General features: G+C 32.5%; 24 protein-coding genes. 11 read left to right on the top strand and 13 right to left on the bottom strand.

The genetic code is table 11. From position 1 onward, the window contains the following. Nucleotides 1-73 precede the first annotated feature (73 nt). The 3 genes from ABD963_RS12600 to ABD963_RS12590 form a co-directional block, all read right to left on the bottom strand. Entirely contained in the window at nt 74-982 is a 909-nt protein-coding gene (locus ABD963_RS12600) for a TIGR01777 family oxidoreductase (RefSeq protein WP_345277340.1), read from the bottom strand. 137 nt (nt 983-1119) lie between these two features. Next, nucleotides 1120-1803 (bottom strand): tRNA (5-methylaminomethyl-2-thiouridine)(34)-methyltransferase MnmC2, encoded by a 684-nt coding sequence (mnmC2, locus tag ABD963_RS12595; protein WP_345277339.1) that lies wholly within the window; start codon nt 1801-1803, stop codon nt 1120-1122. 1 nt (nt 1804) lies between these two features. Further along, nucleotides 1805-2308, bottom strand: coding sequence for a DUF4920 domain-containing protein (locus ABD963_RS12590; protein WP_345277338.1), 504 nt, complete (start codon nt 2306-2308; stop codon nt 1805-1807). 94 nt (nt 2309-2402) lie between these two features. On the opposite strand from ABD963_RS12590, the gene ABD963_RS12585 reads away from it, so the two are divergent. After that, complete coding sequence (locus ABD963_RS12585; protein WP_345277337.1) at nt 2403-3470, top strand: branched-chain amino acid aminotransferase; 1068 nt, start codon at nt 2403-2405, stop codon at nt 3468-3470. Nucleotides 3471-3501: 31 nt separating this feature from the next. Here ABD963_RS12585 and ABD963_RS12580 read toward each other — a convergent pair whose 3' ends face one another. Beyond that, nucleotides 3502-3888, bottom strand: a complete 387-nt coding sequence (locus ABD963_RS12580; protein WP_345277336.1) for a pyrophosphohydrolase domain-containing protein — start codon at nt 3886-3888, stop codon at nt 3502-3504. Between the two features lie 542 nt (nt 3889-4430). Here ABD963_RS12580 and ABD963_RS12570 point away from each other — a divergent pair. The 3 genes from ABD963_RS12570 (at nt 4431) to ABD963_RS12560 (ending at nt 6622) form a co-directional block, all read left to right on the top strand. Beyond that, entirely contained in the window at nt 4431-5465 is a 1035-nt protein-coding gene (locus tag ABD963_RS12570) for an SRPBCC family protein (protein WP_345277334.1), read from the top strand. A gap of 6 nt (nt 5466-5471) precedes the next feature. Next, nucleotides 5472-5837, top strand: coding sequence for a fluoride efflux transporter CrcB (gene crcB / locus ABD963_RS12565; protein WP_345277333.1), 366 nt, complete (start codon nt 5472-5474; stop codon nt 5835-5837). 209 nt (nt 5838-6046) lie between these two features. Further along, entirely contained in the window at nt 6047-6622 is a 576-nt protein-coding gene (locus ABD963_RS12560) for an SH3 domain-containing protein (protein WP_345277332.1), read from the top strand. Between the two features lie 148 nt (nt 6623-6770). Here ABD963_RS12560 and ABD963_RS12555 read toward each other — a convergent pair whose 3' ends face one another. Beyond that, nucleotides 6771-8924, bottom strand: coding sequence for a TonB-dependent receptor (locus ABD963_RS12555; RefSeq protein WP_345277331.1), 2154 nt, complete (start codon nt 8922-8924; stop codon nt 6771-6773). 176 nt (nt 8925-9100) lie between these two features. Between ABD963_RS12555 and ABD963_RS12550 the strand changes: the two genes are divergently transcribed. Genes ABD963_RS12550 through ABD963_RS12535 form a run of 4 tightly spaced genes read left to right on the top strand, consistent with a single transcriptional unit; the run spans nt 9101 to nt 12119 of the window. Beyond that, nucleotides 9101-10531, top strand: coding sequence for an amidohydrolase (locus ABD963_RS12550; RefSeq protein WP_345277330.1), 1431 nt, complete (start codon nt 9101-9103; stop codon nt 10529-10531). A gap of 57 nt (nt 10532-10588) precedes the next feature. Beyond that, nucleotides 10589-11083, top strand: coding sequence for an RNA polymerase sigma factor (locus ABD963_RS12545; protein ID WP_345277329.1), 495 nt, complete (start codon nt 10589-10591; stop codon nt 11081-11083). 4 nt (nt 11084-11087) lie between these two features. After that, on the top strand, nt 11088-11723 hold the full coding sequence (locus ABD963_RS12540) for a hypothetical protein (protein ID WP_345277328.1): 636 nt from the start codon (nt 11088-11090) through the stop codon (nt 11721-11723). 3 nt (nt 11724-11726) lie between these two features. Next, the gene (locus ABD963_RS12535; RefSeq protein WP_345277327.1) at nt 11727-12119 is read left to right on the top strand and encodes a DUF3784 domain-containing protein; all 393 of its coding nucleotides are present in this window, start codon (nt 11727-11729) and stop codon (nt 12117-12119) included. Here ABD963_RS12535 and ABD963_RS12530 read toward each other — a convergent pair. The 3 genes from ABD963_RS12530 to ABD963_RS12520 form a co-directional block, all read right to left on the bottom strand. Continuing rightward, nucleotides 12116-12703, bottom strand: a complete 588-nt coding sequence (locus tag ABD963_RS12530) for a pseudouridine synthase (RefSeq protein ID WP_345277326.1) — start codon at nt 12701-12703, stop codon at nt 12116-12118. The two genes, ABD963_RS12535 and ABD963_RS12530, sit on opposite strands and share 4 nt — an antisense overlap. 75 nt (nt 12704-12778) lie before the next feature. Beyond that, nucleotides 12779-13576, bottom strand: a complete 798-nt coding sequence (locus ABD963_RS12525) for a lysophospholipid acyltransferase family protein (RefSeq protein ID WP_345277325.1) — start codon at nt 13574-13576, stop codon at nt 12779-12781. 50 nt (nt 13577-13626) lie between these two features. Further along, entirely contained in the window at nt 13627-14268 is a 642-nt protein-coding gene (locus tag ABD963_RS12520; protein ID WP_345277324.1) for an NUDIX hydrolase, read from the bottom strand. Nucleotides 14269-14271: 3 nt separating this feature from the next. Between ABD963_RS12520 and ABD963_RS12515 the strand changes: the two genes are divergently transcribed. The 3 genes from ABD963_RS12515 to ABD963_RS12505 all read left to right on the top strand — a co-directional run bounded on the left by ABD963_RS12515 (nt 14272) and on the right by ABD963_RS12505 (nt 16656). Then, complete coding sequence (locus ABD963_RS12515) at nt 14272-14973, top strand: peptidylprolyl isomerase (protein WP_345277323.1); 702 nt, start codon at nt 14272-14274, stop codon at nt 14971-14973. Nucleotides 14974-15104: 131 nt separating this feature from the next. After that, complete coding sequence (locus ABD963_RS12510) at nt 15105-15527, top strand: DUF2141 domain-containing protein (RefSeq protein WP_345277322.1); 423 nt, start codon at nt 15105-15107, stop codon at nt 15525-15527. A 187-nt stretch (nt 15528-15714) separates the two neighbouring features. Beyond that, nucleotides 15715-16656 carry a LysR substrate-binding domain-containing protein gene (locus tag ABD963_RS12505; protein WP_345277321.1) on the top strand — a complete coding sequence of 314 codons (942 nt, stop codon included), beginning with the start codon at nt 15715-15717 and terminating at the stop codon, nt 16654-16656. 34 nt (nt 16657-16690) lie between these two features. Here ABD963_RS12505 and ABD963_RS12500 read toward each other — a convergent pair whose 3' ends face one another. From ABD963_RS12500 to ftsY, 5 genes are all read right to left on the bottom strand, one after another. Further along, a complete protein-coding gene (locus tag ABD963_RS12500; RefSeq protein ID WP_345277320.1) occupies nt 16691-16888 on the bottom strand; it encodes a hypothetical protein in 198 nt (65 codons plus the stop codon). Between the two features lie 124 nt (nt 16889-17012). Then, nucleotides 17013-17813 carry a TIGR00266 family protein gene (locus ABD963_RS12495; RefSeq protein WP_345277319.1) on the bottom strand — a complete coding sequence of 267 codons (801 nt, stop codon included), beginning with the start codon at nt 17811-17813 and terminating at the stop codon, nt 17013-17015. A gap of 97 nt (nt 17814-17910) precedes the next feature. Continuing rightward, on the bottom strand, nt 17911-18366 hold the full coding sequence (locus tag ABD963_RS12490; protein WP_345277318.1) for a DUF4442 domain-containing protein: 456 nt from the start codon (nt 18364-18366) through the stop codon (nt 17911-17913). Nucleotides 18367-18376: 10 nt separating this feature from the next. Beyond that, nucleotides 18377-18805 carry an SRPBCC family protein gene (locus ABD963_RS12485; RefSeq protein WP_345277317.1) on the bottom strand — a complete coding sequence of 143 codons (429 nt, stop codon included), beginning with the start codon at nt 18803-18805 and terminating at the stop codon, nt 18377-18379. 57 nt (nt 18806-18862) lie between these two features. Then, the gene (ftsY, locus tag ABD963_RS12480) at nt 18863-19816 is read right to left on the bottom strand and encodes a signal recognition particle-docking protein FtsY (RefSeq protein ID WP_345277316.1); all 954 of its coding nucleotides are present in this window, start codon (nt 19814-19816) and stop codon (nt 18863-18865) included. Nucleotides 19817-19853 lie beyond the last annotated feature (37 nt).

Below are 19853 nucleotides of genomic sequence, written 5' to 3'. Positions count from 1 at the left end.
TGGAAATCAATCAAATTTTAAACTCTTAGTTAGGAACTGTAAAATAACTCTTAAGGTTTTCGTTATTGAAAAGTTATTTTAATAAATTTTCTAGAGCAGGTTGCAGATGATGGTATTTAAATTCAAACCCATTATCCTCAATTTTTTTAGAACTTACCCGTTGGCTTTCAAATAAAATGGTATGCATTTCTCCTAAAACCAGTTTCATAAAAAACTTGGGGATATTGGGAAGGAACAACGGTTTGTTTAAAATATTTGCAATTGCTTTGGTTAATTCTTGATTGCTAACCGGGTTTGGAGCTACTCCATTAAACACACCTTCCAAATCATGCTTTAAAATATAAACAAACTGTCTAGCCAAATCATTAATATGTATCCATGATTGCCATTGTTGACCAGTTCCAAAAGCTGCACCAACACCAAACTTAATAGGTTTAACCATTTCTTTTAAGGCTCCACCATTTTTTGATAATACCAATCCTATTCTAACTTTTGAAACCATAATGTTTAATGAAGAAAAGGCATCAACAGCTTGCTCCCATTCTTTTACAACATGGGTAAGAAAAGACGTCTCATCTTTTACCTTATAATCTTCATCATAATAGTTGGTCAATGAATCTTGATAAATTCCTATGGCACTAGCTGAAACTACTTGCGTTACAGAATGATTTATTTCACTTAAGGTTTTTACCAGCAATTGAGTAGTTTCCAAACGGCTATTTAAGATTTCCTTTTTGTATGAGGAGGTCCAACGCTTAGATACCGATGCTCCTGCCAAATGAATAATGGCAGTCACATTTTTAAAACATTCTTTATCTATCTCACCAGATTTTGGATTCCAAAAAAACCCTTGATAATTTTCATCATCATTAATTTTAGATTTGCTAGTGGTTAAGTAGTTTATTTTTATACCATTTTGGTGGCAAATTTTAACAATTTTTCCTCCAATCAATCCTGTTGCTCCAGTAATTAAAACACGCATTTTCTTTTTTCTGTAAAAATACAAAAAGGCTATACTTTATCTTAGAGATTTATGGAAGGTTTAACAAAACGATTACCAATTAATCAATGATAATGAAAAACTGAATTATTAAATATCAAAAAAGCTATAACTAATTATTATTTGGTAGCCCTTAACATTTCTCGCTTTCCTGGTGGTCCCGGTAATTTTTCAACACTAAACCCAACAGCTTTCATGGCTCTTCGAACACTACCCTTGGCAGCATAAGTAACTAAAATTCCATTTGGTTTTAAAGCATTATACATGATTTGAAATATACTTTCAGTCCATAATTCAGGTTGAACTCGTGCCCCAAAAGCATCAAAATAAATGATATTAAAAACACACAAATCATGCACCTCATGAAACATTTTTTGTTGTTTGGTTAATGAAAACCATGAAGTAATTGTGTGTTTTTCATTCCAAGAAACGTCATGTAAATTTTCGAAATATGCCTCGTTTTCTTTAGAATTTAATTCTTTGGGATAGTTAAGTAAATTTATTTCATCCTTTAAAACAGGATAGCCTTCTACACCAATATAATCAATATTGAGTTTTAATTTTTCTGCTTCAAGTAACGTTATAAAAGCATTTAATCCCGTACCAAAGCCAATTTCGAGAATGGATATGGGTTTATGAGGTCTTGAACCAAGTTCATAATTGAGAAAATGACACAAACCATGATTTATAAAAACATGATACGCTTCTCGTATGGCGCCATGTTTAGAATGATAATGCTCATTCCAGTCAGGTAAGTGTATAGTGGTTGAGCCGTCGGCCGTAATAACAATTTCTCTTTTCAAATTATTGTTTAATCAAAACACCATCAGCTTCAAAAGAATAGGTTTTTTTGGACTCTGTAATTTGTGCTATTTCTTCTTTTGACTTGCCTGCATCTTCGGCATAGTGCCGCAACTCTTCAACTGGAACTTCGTTTACAAAAGCTTTTCCATTTATAATAACCTCTTTGCCAGCAATATCCTTAGGTACAAAAAAACCATAATCTTTAAACTTTACCATAACCTCATTTCCATCCTCTAGATTTAAGGTCATCCAGCAACCTTTTGCTTGACAAACATCAGTCACTTTAGCAATCATTTTAGTATCGATACTATCACCTATTTTCATGGTTTTATAGTGTGATGCCATAGCACTTGATGTTATGGCATCATCCTTTAGTATTTCTTTTCCAACGGAAGCATAGGATATTTCTTCTACATTATCTGTTGGTTTTTGAGCTTCATCATTTTTATTCTTACAAGAATTTAACAATAAAATAGAGATAATTACTAGGCTAATGGATTTCATACTGGAAATATTTCAATTTTAAACGATTTATGTAAATATAGCGCTTTTTTAAAAACGTTTTTCTTTAAATTTGTGTCACTAAATAATGAGACTTATGAACGCTATAATCCACGATATAGAGATTATAAAGGCCAAAACTACTAAAATTCAGGATGTAGATTTTGATAATTTAAAATTTGGGACTGTTTTTTCAGACCACATGCTTGAGTGTGATTTTAAAGACGGAAAATGGCAAGCACCCAAAGTGGTGCCTTATGGCCCAATTACCTTAGACCCTTCTGCTAAGATTTTTCACTATGGACAATCTATTTTTGAAGGGATGAAAGCCTATAAAGACACTGATGATAATATTTTGTTATTTCGACCATTAGATAATTTTAAGCGCTTGAATATTTCAGCGAAACGATTAGCTATTCCAGAACTTCCAGAGCATTATTTTATGGATGGTTTAAAAGCTTTATTAGAAGTTGATAAAGATTGGATTCCAAAAAAGGATGGAAGTTCGTTATACATCAGACCTTTTATTTTTGCATCTGGAAAAGGTTTTCATGCCTCACCTGCCGATGCCTACAAATTCATCATAGCAACAGCACCTTCTGGGTCTTATTTTGCAGGTGAAGTTAGAGTTTTAATTGAAGAAACCTATTCACGCTCTGCGAATGGCGGTGTTGGTTTTGCTAAAGCTGGTGGAAATTATGCAGGTCAATTTTACCCAACACAATTAGCCATTGAAAAAGGTTACCAACAAGTTATTTGGACAGACGATAACTCCCATGAATATATAGAAGAAGCCGGAGCTATGAATATTTTTATACGAATAAATGATACGTTGATTACGGGACCAACCAGTGATAGAATTCTTGACGGTATTACGCGCAAAAGTATCATAGAACTTGCTAAATCTGAAAACATTCCTGTTGAAGTAAGAAAAATTACGGTTAGCGAAGTTATTGAGGCTGCTAAAAATAAATCACTCAAAGAAATGTTTGGAGCTGGAACCGCTGCGGTCATATCACCTATATCTGGTTTTGGTTATAAGAATGAAGATTTTGAATTACCGAAATTAGAGAATACTTATGCCAGTTATTTAAAGAAACGAATTACCGACATACAAACCAATAAAACTAAAGACCCATTTGGATGGAGATATAAAGTTGAATAACAAAAAAGGACACTCATGAGTGTCCTTTTTTTTATTTGTCTAAAATAGATTGAATATTTGGTTTGAAGTAATTAGGCCCTTTTAAAACTTTACCATCTTCTCGATAAATAGGTTGTCCATCTTCACCCAATTTACTCATGTTGCTTCGTTGTATTTCATTAAAAACCTCTTCAATTTTATATTGCAAACCATGTTCTATAATAGTTCCACATAAAATGTAAAGCATATCTCCAAGGGCATCGGCAACTTCAACTAAATCATTATTATTAGCCGCTTCAAGATACTCCTCATTTTCCTCTCGCATCAATTTATAACGTAGCATATTTTTTTCAATACCTAAATCTGCCTTAGGTGTTTCCCTGTATCCAATTTTAAAGGCCTCGTGAAATGCTTTAACTGCTTCTATTTTATTTTTCATCAACTATATTTCATTAAATTTGCATAAAAATAACTATATGTTCAGTAAAGGTCAAATCATTTTTGGTGTTTTATTTTTTATTGTCTTTGCGATTATCATTGGGTTTAGTTACCGTAAAGATCTGAAACTACACAAAAAGTTTTATGCTGGCAGCCTTTGGGTTCTTATTGCATTCATTGGTTTTATTCTTTTCATAGCTGCCATTAAATTCTTCTTAAATTAAAATTCATTAATGATTTAAAGCTAGGAAAACGTTTGTTTACTTACTTTTTAAAAAAAGTTTGTTTTTAAACGCAACCTTTATAAAATTAATGCATCTTAGTAACAACTAAACAAACCAAATATGAAAGTGTTACTAATTATCTGTTTGATATTAATAGTTAATTTAATCCTTTTAACTTTCAGTGTTAATAAAAAAACGGAGCCTTAACTTTTTAATTTCTTGTAATTCTCCAAAAACAAATGCCTTAAATGATAATCATCATTAAAATCAAATTTTAAAATGATTATATTTGGTTTGTATAATTCTTCAAACCGAAAAAATGAAGGCTCTCAAATATATTTTATTTTTAATTCTCATAGCTATTATTGGCTTAGCCATATACATTGCTGTGCAACCTAATGAGTTTAGTTTTAATAGAAGTAAAATTATTAAAGCACCTGTTTCGGTCGTGTTCAACAAAGTAAACGACTTTAAAAATTGGCCCGATTTTTCTCCTTGGATAGAGCAAGAGCCAACCGCAACTTTAATTTTTGGAGATACAACTTCAGGTACTAATGGAAACTATGCATGGAAAGGTGATATTTTAGGTGAAGGAAGTATGAAAAATTTATCAGTTGTCATTGATCAAAGTATTAACCAATACATAACATTTATAAAACCATTTAAATCTGAGTCTGAAATAAACTGGACGTTTGAAACTTCAGAGGAGGGCACCAAAGTAACTTGTGGTATGAATGGAAAACAAGATTTCATGACCAAAATGTACACCACTTTTGCTGGCTCTATTGAAGAAAACACAGCCCCTGATTTTGATAGAGGGTTGTACAAGTTAGATAGTATCATTCAAGTCGACATGAGTAGGTATAGCATTAAAATAAATGGTATTACACAACATGGAGGTGGTTATTACTTATACAATACTACTTCCTGTAAAATAAGTGAGTTAAACACCAAAATGCAAGAAATGATGACCACAATAATTAATTATGCTTCAGAACATCATATTAAAATGGCGGGAGCTCCTTTTGCAAATTATATTAAATGGGATGAGGAAAACAATGCTGTAATATTTTCAAGCTGTTTACCAACTACAGAAAAAGTAATTACAGTGCCAAATAGTGATATTTTAACAGGTCAATTTCTTCCTTTTAATGCCTTAAAAACAACCCTTAAAGGTGATTACAAGAATTTAAAAGAAGCTTGGGAAACTGCCATGAATTACATTCCAGAAAATAATCTAGAAATTCCAAATGATGGCCCCATGCTTGAAGTATATTCGACTGATCCAATGGAAACACCTAATCCTGCTGATTGGATTACCGAAATTTATATAGCCGTTAAAAGACCTCAATAATATTGTATGAAACAATTTTTAATGGTTTTTTTAGGTGGTGGTTTTGGTAGTGTTTTACGCTATTTCATAGGCAAATATCTTAACACTTCAGAAGGTGTAATTCCTTACGGTACCCTTGTTGCTAATGTTTTAGGTAGTTTGCTAATTGGTATTATTTTGGGTTTAGCCATTAAAAACAACACTTTATCAAATAGTCAAACCCTATTATTGGCAACAGGGTTTTGCGGCGGTTTTACAACCTTTTCAACTTTTGCTTATGAGAACCATGTGTTTTTAAAAACAGGCGATTTTACCAATTTTGCCATTTACACCATTGCTAGTTTTGTATTTGGGTTTTTGGCTGTTTTTTTTGGGATGTTTTTGGTGAAATGATTAATTGACTTTGTAAAAATTTTCAACTAACTTCGCTTATCGGTTGCTAAGCCGAATTAAGACGCTGCCTAGCTTAAACGTTGGCTACAATTTGAATGAAAAGCTTAATCTACATATTAATCGGACTTTTTTGCTTAACTGCAAATGCACAATTGATTAGTGATGAGTCCTATCTGGATTCGGATTTTTTAAAATTCAAAAATGACTTATTGAATTGTGTTATAAAAAAGGATACGACCAAACTCAAAGAATTACTTGCCGAAAGAGTATTCGAAAGCAACGATGGTTGTGGCTATCCAGGTTGTAGTAAAGAGGAATTTATTAAATACTATTTTAATGAGGGAGCTGAACGGTCTTGGAATGATATGTTTAAAATCATAAGATTTGGATTTATCCGAGATAAGGACGAAAACCCTGAAAGAATTGTTCCTCACGACTCGACAATTTTTTATGGACCATCGTACTTAAAAAATGTTGACACAGATAACGAAATTATCGTTCTTGGAGAAAATGTCAACATTAGAGAAAAACCAAGTCTAAAAGCAAAAATAATTCGGACTGCATCCTTTGAGAAATTCAAATGTGACTGTAATATTTTGACCACCAAAAAAACGACATATCAAATCGTTGAAGGAATAGGTTGGTTGGAAATAAAACTTTCATCTGGAGAAATTGGATATGTAGCATCGGAATTGACATCTTCTGACCTGATAAAAGAAATGACAATTGCCAAAGTCAATGGAGAATGGAAAATTATTTCGTTTTATCAATCACCCGGATGTTAAAAAAAACTGTAGCCAACACAGGCTGTAGTTCATTGCTTCTGACTTTCCTTTCGGAAAGTCCTCGCAAATTTGCTATCTTCGGTTTACGGCGGAAAATCCTCGCGGATTTTCACGAAAAGAAACCATAGCCAAATACGATAAGCGAAATTTAAAGATTATCCAATTGATTACTTTTTTTATCTTCACTTATAGTCCAAAAGAAGCCTATAAAAACGAATTGGTCTGTGGCTGGTTGTAGGGCTCTTCTATTAAAGTTTCCATTCGCATCGGGTGTATTAGCGTATTGATAGCCGTTAATGTTCTTAAATCCTAATACATTGTTAACAGATGCATAAAGTATTTTTTGTGGACTAATTAAATAGGCCCAGTTTACACTTAAACTATTAAAGGCTTTGGTTTTATCGTTTAAAAAACCGGGGTTATTAGGATTGGTAAAAGTTCTACCAGAGGCAAATGCATAACTAAACCCTACTTGGCTGCGTAAATCGTCTATCCAATATTTACCAACTAATGATAAATTATGGGTGTTTGCAAAGTTGGGTTGTGCTTTTTCTGGGTAATTTTTATAATCACGTTTGGTATCTAAAAGGGAGTAACTTACCCAATAATCAAAGTTTTTTATGCTTTTACTGTCTCTCCAAAAGAAATCTATACCCTTCGCAAATCCAAAACCGTTATTGCTAAAATTAGTATCAAAATTTGTAAATTCAGTATCGTATTTTACTAAATCATTGTATTTTTTATAATACGCTTCAGCTCTAAATATTTTTCTATCAGCATTAAACTGGTAATTCAAAATATAATGAGAGGTACTTTCTGCTTTTAGATTTTGATTAAACTTTAAAATATTACTATTTGGGTTTTGATAAAAGTTACCATAAGCCACTGACAACTGACTTTTACTTGATGTTTTATAAGCGAATGACAATCTAGGGGCTAGGTTATATTCTTTAAACAATTGACTATACTCTCCTCGAATTCCTGATTTAAAAGCTAAATTTTTTGAGATAAAAATATCTGCTTCTGCAAACACGGCGGCAATATTGTTGTCATAACCGTATTCAGTATTATCAATGGTTACATCGCTGTAATTTTCGGTGAAATTTGTTGCAAAATATTCGGCTCCAAAGTACAACTTCAATCTGTTGCTTATTCGGTTTTTAAATTTGAGTTTCGTATGTATTGAATTTTCAGTGCCGTTTATGGAGCTATCCATAACATTTAATTTGTTGTTGCTGTGTGTATAACTAAAACCACCTTGTAACGTCCAATTATCATTTAATACACCTTGGTAAGACCCATTAAAATAGAGGTTTTTATTATTGAGTTTAAAATACAAACCTTCATCATTATTAATATCCTCTTGGGTTAATTCAAAATTTGTGGTGTCAAAAGCACCGTAAAGCTTTATTAAGCCAGAATTTGTTGTTTTTCTAAAAACGCTCTCGCCTGAAACTGTTTCAAAAGGTTTTATCCAATTATTTCTATTATTAAAAATAGTATTGTAAGGAGCTAAATTGATATATGATGCATTTACGCTAATGGAACTTTTATCCCACTTTTGGGTATTTCCTAAACTCGCTCCAACACTCATTATACCAATATCTGTTTTTTCTTGATCAGGTTCATTAATAGTATTTAAAAGTAATACGCTGGATAATGCTTGCCCAAATTCTGCTGAATAGCCACCCGTTGAGAACGTAATTCCATCAAATAAAAAAGGTGAATAGCGCCCACGAGTTGGTGCATTATTGGTAGTTGGAGTATAAGGGGTAAAAACGCGAATACCATCAATAAAAATTTGAGTTTCTTCAGCATCACCTCCACGCACAAATAAGCGTCCATCTTCAGGAACAGTAGTGGTTCCAGGTAAAGTTTGTAAGGCCCCAACAAAGTCGCCCAAAGCGCTAGCAGTTGTTACGACATCCAAAGGTTTTAATACGTTTACTTTACTATTATCACCAGCCGAAAATGTTCCTGCTGAAAGAACTACGGCATCTAATGCATTAACATCTTCTCTCAATTTTATATTAAGGTTTTTCATGTATGAGACATCACCAAACATGGTAAAGGTTTCATACGATAAATAAGAAACTATTAACGTGAGATTCCCAGTTTCAGAAGTGGTAAAAGAAAAACTTCCGTTTTCATCTGATGTTGTTCCATCATAAGTACCCTCTAAGTAGATATTAGCTCCAATAATTGGCTCATTTTTTACATTAAAAACCTTTCCACTTACAACATTTTGTGCTTTCGAACTTATAAAAAGTAAGATTATAATTAGGGTTAGTATTTTTTTCATGTTAAGGATTTATCTGTTGTGCTCGTTTTTTATTTATGAGGCAAATTTTAAATAGATTCTTTAAAGTAAAAATTCAAAATAACCGAACTGTAAAATTTCGATGATGAATTGAAGCTTTTCATCATTACTACACAATGTATTTTTTCATATATTAGTATTTAACCAAATATTTAAAAATGAAAAATATTCTCATCTACTCCATTGTTTTTTTATTTTCAACTTATCTTAAATCACAAAACAAACTAGATAATACATTAAAGGATCTCGATTCAAAAACTACTTTTTATGGCAGTATTGCACATTCTATTTGGAACTACGCAGAAATGGGTTATCAAGAGGAGAAAAGTAGTCTTTTGTTACAGAAAACATTAAAAGATGAAGGTTTCAAAATCACAAGTGGCGTAGCTCGAATTCCCACAGCATTTATTGCAGAGTATGGAACTGGTTCACCTATTATAGCTATTTTAGGCGAATACGATGCCCTACCTGGTTTATCGCAAAAAGCGCTTCCTGAGAGAGTTTCGGATAACAAAGATGCCGGACATGCTTGTGGGCACCATTTATTTGGAACGGCATCAACAGCTGCAGCTATAAGTGTAAAAAATTGGTTAAAAGAAAATAAAATTTCAGGCACCATCAGGTTTTACGGATGTCCTGCAGAAGAAGGAGGCTCTGGAAAAGTCTACATGACCCGAGAAGGATTGTTTAAAGATGTAGATATAGCACTTCACTGGCATGCCGATTCGAAAAACCATTCTAACCCAATCATCAGATTGGCAAACAAATCGGCTAAGTTTAGATTTTATGGTGTTTCAGCACATGCATCGAGTGCGCCAGAAAAAGGACGTTCTGCTTTGGATGCGGTAGAATCTATGAATTTCATGGTGAATATGATGCGTGAACACATGCCCCAAGAAGCACGAATTCACTATGTTATAACCGAAGGAGGAAAAGCCCCAAATGTGGTTCCAGATTTTGCGGAAGTTTACTACTATTCCAGACATCCAGATAGGGAAGAAGTGGTAAAACTATTTGATAGAATAGTGAAAGCAGCTGAAGGCGCAGCCATTGGGACCGATACCACCATGAATTATGAAATTATAGGAGGCACGTATGATTTATTACCAAACTTAACTTTGCAAAAATTAATGTACGATAATTTTGTAAAAATTGGTGGCTATACATATGATTCAGACGAACGTTCATTTGCTGAAAAAATAAACAAAACATTAGGCCAAGAAACCTTAGATTTAAAGTATGTAGAAGGTGTCATGCCTTATAATTTGAATCCAACCTCTAAAGGATCTGGATCAACTGATGTAGGTGATGTAAGTTACAATGTGGCAACAGGTGGAATACGCGCAGCCACTTGGGTGCCGAACACCCCTTCCCATAGCTGGCAGGCAGTTGCAGCGGGTGGTATGAGTATAGGAACAAAAGGGATGATGCTTGCAGCGAAAACACTTGCTGCCACTGCAATTGATTTGTTTTCAAATAAAGATATTGTAGTAAAAGCTAAATCAGAATTTCTTGAAAGACGTGGTGATAAATTTGAATATATACCGCTGATTGGCGATAGATTGCCTGCTCTTAATTACAGAAATTAATTTCTTTTTGTAACATTTTTAATTTTTTTTATACTCATTGGTAACTGAACCATCAATTTGAATAAAGAACTAGAACATAGTTTTGTTGAATTGCTAGAAAAGCATCAAAATATTGTGCACAAAGTTTGCCGTTTGTACACCAATAATTATGATGCGCACAATGATTTGTTTCAAGAAATAACCATACAACTTTGGAAAGCCTACCCTAAATTTCGAGGCGATTCAAAATTTAGCACCTGGATGTATCGTGTAGGCTTAAATACCGCTATCACACTTTACAGAAAATCAAAACGAACCTTAAATACACAAGACTTTGGAGATGTAGAATTTAAAATTAAGGCTGAGGATTATGATGACACCGAAGAACAACAATTAAAAGTTTTATACCAAGCAGTACATCAACTAAACGACATTGAAAAAGCACTTGTATTCTTGTATTTAGAAGACAAAGACTATAGAGAAATTAGTGAAACTTTGGGTATAAGCGAAGTAAACGCACGTGTGAAAATGAACCGTGTTAAAACTAAGCTTAAAACCATACTTAATCCGTAACAGTATGGATGAATTAGATATTTTAAAGAAGGATTGGAATAAATCCAATGCAGAGCACATAAAACTGTCGGTTAAGGATATTTACCCGATGTTGCATAAAAAGTCCTCATCAATTGTAAAAACATTGTTTTATGTAAGTATTGCCGAACTCGTTTTTTGGATACTTATTAATTCCATTCCTTATTTTTATTCTGAGGAATACAAACAAAAAATTGAATCTATTTATTCCAATGAATATACTTTAACTATACTTACGATAATTAGCTACGCAATCATACTCTTATTCATCTATTTGCTGTATAAATCATATAAATCTATATCGGTTACAGATAATGTAAAAAAATTAATGAAAAGCATCATTAGCACCCGTAAAGTTGTAAAATACTATGTGCTTTTTAATCTTGTAATGGCAGGATTATCATTAATTTTTGGTTTCTATCACACCATACATAATGACCCTGAAATATCAAATAAAATAGCAGATTTTGGAGATGATAAATTAATAATTATTTATGCTATTATGATATTTTTTACTGTCCTTTTTGTATTGATAATTTGGTTATTCTATAAGATTATTTACGGATTTCTATTAAAGCGTTTAAATAATAATTATTTAGAATTAGAAAAACTTGAAGTTTAAATTATGATTTTAGCTATTTTAATAACTGGTTGTCTTTTTATAGCTATGGCCTATATATTAACCGAGAGTAATGCAAAATACCTACTTTCTGGTTATAATACCATGAATGAAGAAGAACAAAAGAATTTTGACTTAAAAAGATTTTTACCTTTTTTTAAATCATTTCATATTGTCTTAGGTATAACCACCATAATGGTTGGTCTAATTTTAAAGTTCCTTATAAGTGATTTCGCCTCTGGATTATTACTAGCTATATATCCTGTTTTGGCTTACATTTATTTCCTACAAAAAAGCAATACATTTTACAAGGGAAAATCACCAATTACCAGTAGAATTGGTATTGTAGTGTTATGTGTTATTTTAGTTTTTATAACCATAAAATTATTAACAAACTAAACTAATTTATCCAACTCGAGCACCTCACCTATTTGCATATTATTTAAGCTAATATGACCAACTTTAACTCTTACCAATCTAAGGGTTGGAAAACCGACAGCAGAAGTCATTTTTCGCACTTGCCTAAATTTGCCCTCATTTAAAGTTAAGGATATCCAACTAGTTGGTCCATGTCGTGTATCTCTTATTTTTTTGGATCGCATTGGTAAATTTGGACTATCAGATAATTTAAAAACCTTACATGGTTTTGTAAGATATTTTTTTCCATCAAAACCAATTTCAATACCAGTTTCTAATTTTTTAATAGCCTCAACTGAAATATTCCCATCTAACTGGGCATAATATTCCTTATCAACTTTTTGGCTATTTATATAATCGCTCAATTTACCATTGGTGGTAAGCAATAAAAGTCCTTCGGATTTTTCGTCCAGCCTACCTATTGGCATAATCCCTTTTGGAAAATTATAGAGTTCGCCGAGAAACCTCTTATTTTTTTGTTGTTTAGAATTACTATAAAACTGACTTAAATAGTTGTATGGTTTGTAAACAATAAAATGCTTATGTTCTCCTTTACAAAATTCCAAGGTATGTTTAATATTTTATCTGAAAATAAAAATTTGAATATCCAAAATGTATATTATACATAGGATAAACTCAAGTCACCACTCGCGTAGTTTATTTAACTCTTCGAGTGCTTCCAACTCGCTTTGCGGAATAACCTTTAAAAAAGATGGATGTTGCTCTATGGCATATTCAATTTTTTTTACAATCTCATCGGTGGTTTCATTGTCATAATCAATATCTAAAGGTGCCTTAATTTCCATAGATTGCAGGATATTTTTCTTTTTTATTCTCAAGCCTTTTTTATCAAAAGAACGACGAAAGCCATCAATAACTATAGGTACTACTATAGGTTTATAGCGTTTTATTATATGTGCAGTCCCTTTTCTAATGGGCTTAAAAGGCGTTGTAGTTCCTTGAGGAAAGGTAATAACCCAACCATCATCCAGCGCTTTTCCTATATTTGAAATATCACTCATGCGCACTTGCCTATTAACATCCTTGCCTTCAGCTCTCCAAGTACGCTCAATACTAATAGACCCTACATAAGCCAAAATTTTTGGAAGTAAACCTGCTTTCATAGTTTCTTTAGCGGCAACATAATAGATATTGAGTTTGGGGTTCCATAGATATCCTACATTTTTAATGGAATCTACTCGTCCACTTAAACTGGCATTAAAAACATGGAACATAGATACTACATCAGCAAAATACGTTTGATGGTTTGAAATGAAAAGGACATTGGTATCTGGTAATAATTTTATAATTTCAGAGCCTTCAATTTGCAATTCATTAAATCCTCGAAAACGCCGATGAGTCATGACGCCCAAAATTCTAATGAGCCATTTTTTAACAAATAATATATGCCCGAAAGGATTTCTTTTAAACAATCCCATAGATTTCGTTTCAAATTGGTTAGTTATTACAAATGTAATAAATCTACAAACTAGATAAGTTGTTTTAACATGTCTTTAATTTCACTCAGCATCATAGCGGTCGCTCCCCAAACATGGTGTCCATTTAATTGGAATGCCGGCACTTCAACCTCAACACTGTAAGATGTTTTTACTTTTTTGGTTATCAAGCATTTCTCATCTAAAAAATGATCCAGAGCAATTTCTAAAATATCTTCAACTTCATTTTCTTGTTTTATAAAACTAGGGGTTTTATCAACAAATCCTAAAAACGGATGAACGTAAAAATTACTCGGTGGGATATAAACTTGGGATAATTTTCGAACTACTTTTACAACATTTGTTGGCACACCAACTTCCTCAAAAGTTTCCCTTAAAGCGGTATGTTCAATGGACTCATCCTCCATTTCCAGTTTGCCTCCAGGAAAAGCTATTTGCGCAGAATGAACGCCTTTATATGATTTTCTTAAAATGAGTACAAATCTAGTTTTATAATTTAAATCTGGATAAAACAAGGCTAAAACACCCGCGTTTTTCGCTGTTTTAATAGCTTCTTTTTGTAGCTTTAACAATTCTTGCCGGAACGGTGGTACCATTTTAAAATGAGATGTTTCGGCTGGCAATTCTATATTTTTTATTTTTGATAACGATATTAAAAAATCATCAAATCTCATTGCATGCGGCTAATTATCCTTTTAAGTATGTTTTTTTTGTTTACGAATTGTGAAGATAAACAAACTAAAAAGAAAACAACAAAAGAAGACCTAACGAAATCTGACACTCTACAAACAATTAAAAATGATTCGGAAAAACCGGATAGAAGATACCCCAAGTTAGATTCTAAAAATGCCATGTTCTTTTTTCAGGAATATGATAAAAAACATAAAGAAAACAAAGTCCGCATTACCACAGATTTTGGAAATATTGATATTTTACTTTTTAATGAAACAAAATATCACCGCTCAAACTTTATTTTTTTAACCAAACAAAAATATTTCGATGGCACACAATTTTACAGAGTCATTGATAATTATATTATTCAAGGTGGTAATAGTGATGATGTGAAAACGGCAAGAAAACGGAGTAAGATTGGCAAATATTTGTTACCCCCTGACACTAAACGTGGTTTCACCCATGAAAGAGGAGTTATCTCGATGCCTAGTAGTGAAATTGATAATCCACATAAATTGGCATCTCCTTACGAGTTTTTTATTGTTTGCCAAAAAGGTGGAGCACATTTTTTAGATGGTGATTATACCATTTTTGGAAGGGTTATTAGCGGTATGGATGTCGTTGATGAAATCGCAGCAGTGGAAACAGAAGACGGGGATTGGCCATTGCGAAATATTTACATAAGAAAGGTGGAAATCATTGATTAACCTAAGCAAAATGCTTCTTAAAATCCTACATTTTACATTTCATCATTTAAATTTTACAACTCGGTAGATATTTTTATTGGATGTTTAATAACTGTTGGATATTTGAATTGTTAAACAAAAAATCAAATATCATGAAAACACTAACATTAATTATCGTCCTATTATTATCAGTATCATTTAACTACGCACAAGAAGAAAAAGCAGGACACTCCATCACCGTTACTATTGAAAATATTCAAAACAATAATGGAAACGTTTTGCTTTCGCTTCACACTGAAGGGACTTTTATGAAAGCTAGTGGTATCCAAAACTTGGAGAGCAAAATTGTAGACGGTCAAGTGTCTTTAACTTTTGAAAATGTAACACCTGGAACCTACGCGATTATGGCTTTACATGACGAAAACGAAAACCGAAAAATGGACTTTCAAGAAAACGGCATGCCAAAAGAAGCCTACGGCGCATCCAATAACGATATGAGTTTTGGACCTCCACAATTTAGTAAAGCCAAATTTGAGATGAATGATGAAAATTTAGAGTTAAAAATTATATTTTAAAACTAAATAACAAATAAAAAAGCGACCTTTAAAAAAAGGTCGCTTTTCACTATTAACCAACTTTAAAACTTTACTTATCGGTAAAACTTTAACAAACTAAACTAAAACAAAAGTAAACTATAATTAACACCTATTAATATAAGTATTATTGATAGTTTTTATATTTTTATAGCTTAAATTGATACTTATGACGATTACCCAATTATATTATGTTTTAGCGGTAGCTGAAAATCAAAATTTTACCAAAGCTGCTGAAAAGTGTTTTGTTACCCAACCCACATTAAGCATGCAAATTCAAAAACTTGAGGACGAATTAGATATTCAAATTTTTGACAGAAGTAAAAAACCCATTGAACTAACCGATGTAGGTAGAAAAATTGTAACTCAAGCTAGAAATATAGTAAACGAATCTTATAGAATACAGGATATTGTAGACCAACAAAAGGGATATATTGGTGGTGAATTTAAATTAGGAATCATTCCAACGGTAATGCCCACTTTACTACCCATGTTTTTAAAAACCTTTATAAAAAAGCATCCAAAAGTTAAACTGAAGATTGAAGAATTAACTACTGAGGAAATTATTACTAGAATTAAAGAAGGTCATTTAGATGCAGCGATTGCTGCCACTCCTTTAGAAGATGATAGCATTAAAGAACGTGTTCTTTATTTTGAACCTTTTGTATGTTACATTCCCCAAGGACACAGACTTTATACGAACAAAAAAATAGATGTTTCCGATTTGGATATTAATGATATGTTACTTCTTGAAGATGGACATTGCTTTCGAGATGGTGTTATTAATCTTTGCAAAGTTTTTAAAAATCATTCTGATGATCAATTTCAAATTGAAAGTGGTAGTATAGAGACATTAGTGAAATTATCAAATGAAGGATTAGGTATGACATTACTACCTTATTTACACACCTTAGACATTAATGAAAAGGAAAAAGAAAATCTACATTACTTTAATGAACCTTCGCCAGCAAGAGAGGTAAGTATCATTTATCACAAAAGTGAATTAAAAATTCAAATAATTGAAACCTTACAAGATGTAATATCCGGTATTATAAGGGGTGCAATAGCTTTTCAAGATGTGAAAATAATCAGCCCATTGCCAAAAAAATGACCATAAAAAAAAGCGACTTAAAAGTCGCTTTTTTTTATGGTTTTAAATAGATTAAACATTGATTTAATTCTGGATTTTGCTGAATCAGAGAATGAATAAAAATTTTAAGCTCTTCAATCTCGTAAGGCAATAAACGTGTTAATGCCTTTTGTACTTCTCTGCAAAACAACGATACATCAAAACTCACTTTATTGAGCACCGTTTTAGTATACTCTAGCATTGCTCTAGCCATTTTAAACTTAGGTTTAGGTTTGTAATGTAAATGTAGATTTGTTTTATAGGTTGTAAATTTAAAATTATGTTTCTAATTTACTAAAAATTTGAACACTATTTTTTATTTAAATAAAAATTAACACCTAAAATCTATTATCCCCATCTAGCAAATCCCCTAGTCCTCCTAAAATACTTCCTTCACCTTTGTTCTTCCCACCACCTTGAGGAGCTGAAGCCAATACTCTCCCAGCTAACCTGCTAAATGGTAACGATTGCACATACACCGTTCCAGGGCCTTGTAATTTTGCAAAAAACAAGCCTTCACCCCCAAAAACTGTGTTTTTTATACCACCAACAAACTCAATATCATAATCTACTGTTTGATCAAAACCAACAATACAACCTGTATCTACTCTCATAGTTTCACCAGCAAGTAATTCTTTTTTGGCCATAGTACCCCCAGCATGTACAAATGCCATACCATCACCTTCCAATTTTTGCATGATAAACCCTTCGCCACCAAAAAGACCTCGACCTAGCTTTTTTGAGAATTCAATACCTATACTCACACCCTTGGCGGCACAAAGAAATGCATCTTTTTGACAAATAAATTTACCCCCAAATTCGGTTAAATCAATTGGAATAATTTTCCCAGGATAAGGTGATGCAAATGAAACATTACGTTTACCGACTACAGTGTTATAAAAAGCTGTCATAAACAAACTTTCGCCAGTTAATATTCGTTTACCGGCGCCTAAAATCTTCCCTAAAAAGCCAGAGTCTTTTTGTGAACCATCCCCAAAAATAGTTTCCATTTTTATTCCATCATCCATCATCATGAAACTACCTGCTTCGGCCACAACGCCTTCTTGAGGATCGAGTTCAATTTCTACATATTGCATTTCTTCGCCATAGATTCTATAGTCAATTTCGTGTGCTGTCATTTTTTTAAAGTTTATATGTTTAAGCGTTTATAAGTTGAATTGTTTCTGATTTTGTTACAAAAATCATGAAAAATCTGATAAATTAAGACTCGTAATTCTAACTTTTCACCTTAATGCTCCACTCAAAATTAAAGGTTGAAACTATGACACCATCTTTATTGATACCAACAGATTGCATCCAAATAGTTTGTCCTTCACCAGTTTCAACTGTTTTTCTTATGGCCTGATCAACAAGCTTACCATCATGACAAGTAAACGTTATTAAACCGGTAGCTTTTTTTGTGAATGTAGCATTGTTGGTGGTTACCAACATAGAAATATGCTTACCCGTCTCCTTAATTTTCATCATCATTAATGCACCTGTAGAAAACTCTGCAGCCATTCCCTGTACTGCCCAAAACATAGAGTGAAATGGGTTTTGATTAATCCATTTATGTTTCACGGTCACTACACATTTTTTATCATCTATATATTTAGTTCTTACACCACAAAAAAAAGCTGATGGTAATTTAAAAAAGGTAAATGTGTTAAATTTTCTGGGAGTTATATTCATTTTTTGGTGTTTAATTACGTTCATTGAAAGGAACAATAATACCTTTTTCTAAGTATTGTTTTAATCCACTTAAAAGCATGGCCCAACAAAACGAAGAATATTTATAGTGATTATTTAATTCTGGCCAGTTAATATGACTGAATTTAACCATTGTTCCATTTTGAGTGGATTCTAAGTCAAATCCAAAAGTGGTTGGATTCCAATCATCATCGGACTTTAGCATTTTATAATGAATGCTTTTATTGGTTTCTATTTTTGAAACCTTACAATACCAATCATAAGTATCGGAAAAATTTAAGTTGTATTCAGCATGTAATTCTGGCTTTCCAGATGATTTTAAAGTCCACCAATTATCTAAATACCTAGGTTGTGAAACAGCTACAAAAACTTGTTCAGGGGAGACTTCAATTATTAAATTGTGATAAATATTGTAGCTCATTTAAAAAGGTTTACAATAAAAGTTACAAAAAATAAATTTCTATTTTTCAGAATTTTATTACTTAAAAAACGAATCTACAAACTCAAATTTATTAAATACCTGTAAATCTTCAATACCTTCGCCTACGCCTATATATTTTACAGGAATTTTAAATTGATCTGAAATACCAATAACAACACCTCCTTTAGCCGTACCATCTAATTTAGTAACTGCCAAAGAAGTCACTTCTGTTGCAGCTGTAAATTGTTTTGCTTGTTCAAAAGCATTTTGCCCAGTACTTCCGTCTAAAACCAATAGCACATCGTTAGGAGTGTCATCAACTACTTTTTGCATCACCCGCTTAACCTTAGTAAGTTCATTCATCAAATTTACTTTATTGTGCAAACGCCCTGCGGTATCTATAATAACCACATCGGCATCTTGGGAAACAGCACTTTTAAGGGTGTCGAAAGCGACAGAGGCAGGATCGCTACCCATAGATTGCTTAACCAATGGTACCGCAACCCTATCTGCCCAAACTTGAAGTTGATCTATGGCAGCAGCTCTAAACGTATCAGCGGCGCCTAAAACTACTTTAAAACCTTGTTTTTTAAATTGATAGGCCAGTTTGCCAATGGTGGTTGTTTTTCCAACACCATTAACTCCAACTACCATAATGACATAAGGTTTTTTGTCTTTAGGAATAGAAAACTCAGTTTCCTCACCTGTATTGGTTTCGCTTAACAAGCCAGCAATTTCTTCGCGAAGAATTTGGTTTAACTCATCGGTTCCTAAATATTTGTCTTTTGAAACGCGTTCCTCAATACGGTCGATAATTTTTAGGGTTGTATTAACACCTACATCACTAGACACTAATACTTCTTCCAGATTATCTAAAACCTCATCATCAACTTTTGATTTTCCAGCAACGGCCTTACTTAATTTACCAAAAAAACTAGTTTTTGTCTTTTCGAGTCCTTTATCTAAGGTTTCCTTTTTTTCTGATGAAAATATTTTCTTAAAAAAACTCATTTTATTGTTTGTTGTTTTTTATGAAGTTGTTGTATTT

It is taken from the genome of Litoribaculum gwangyangense (assembly GCF_039543505.1).
In the GTDB taxonomy this organism is placed as follows: Bacteria; Bacteroidota; Bacteroidia; order Flavobacteriales; family Flavobacteriaceae; genus Litoribaculum; species Litoribaculum gwangyangense.
This window is presented reverse-complemented; position numbering and strand designations above follow the sequence as displayed.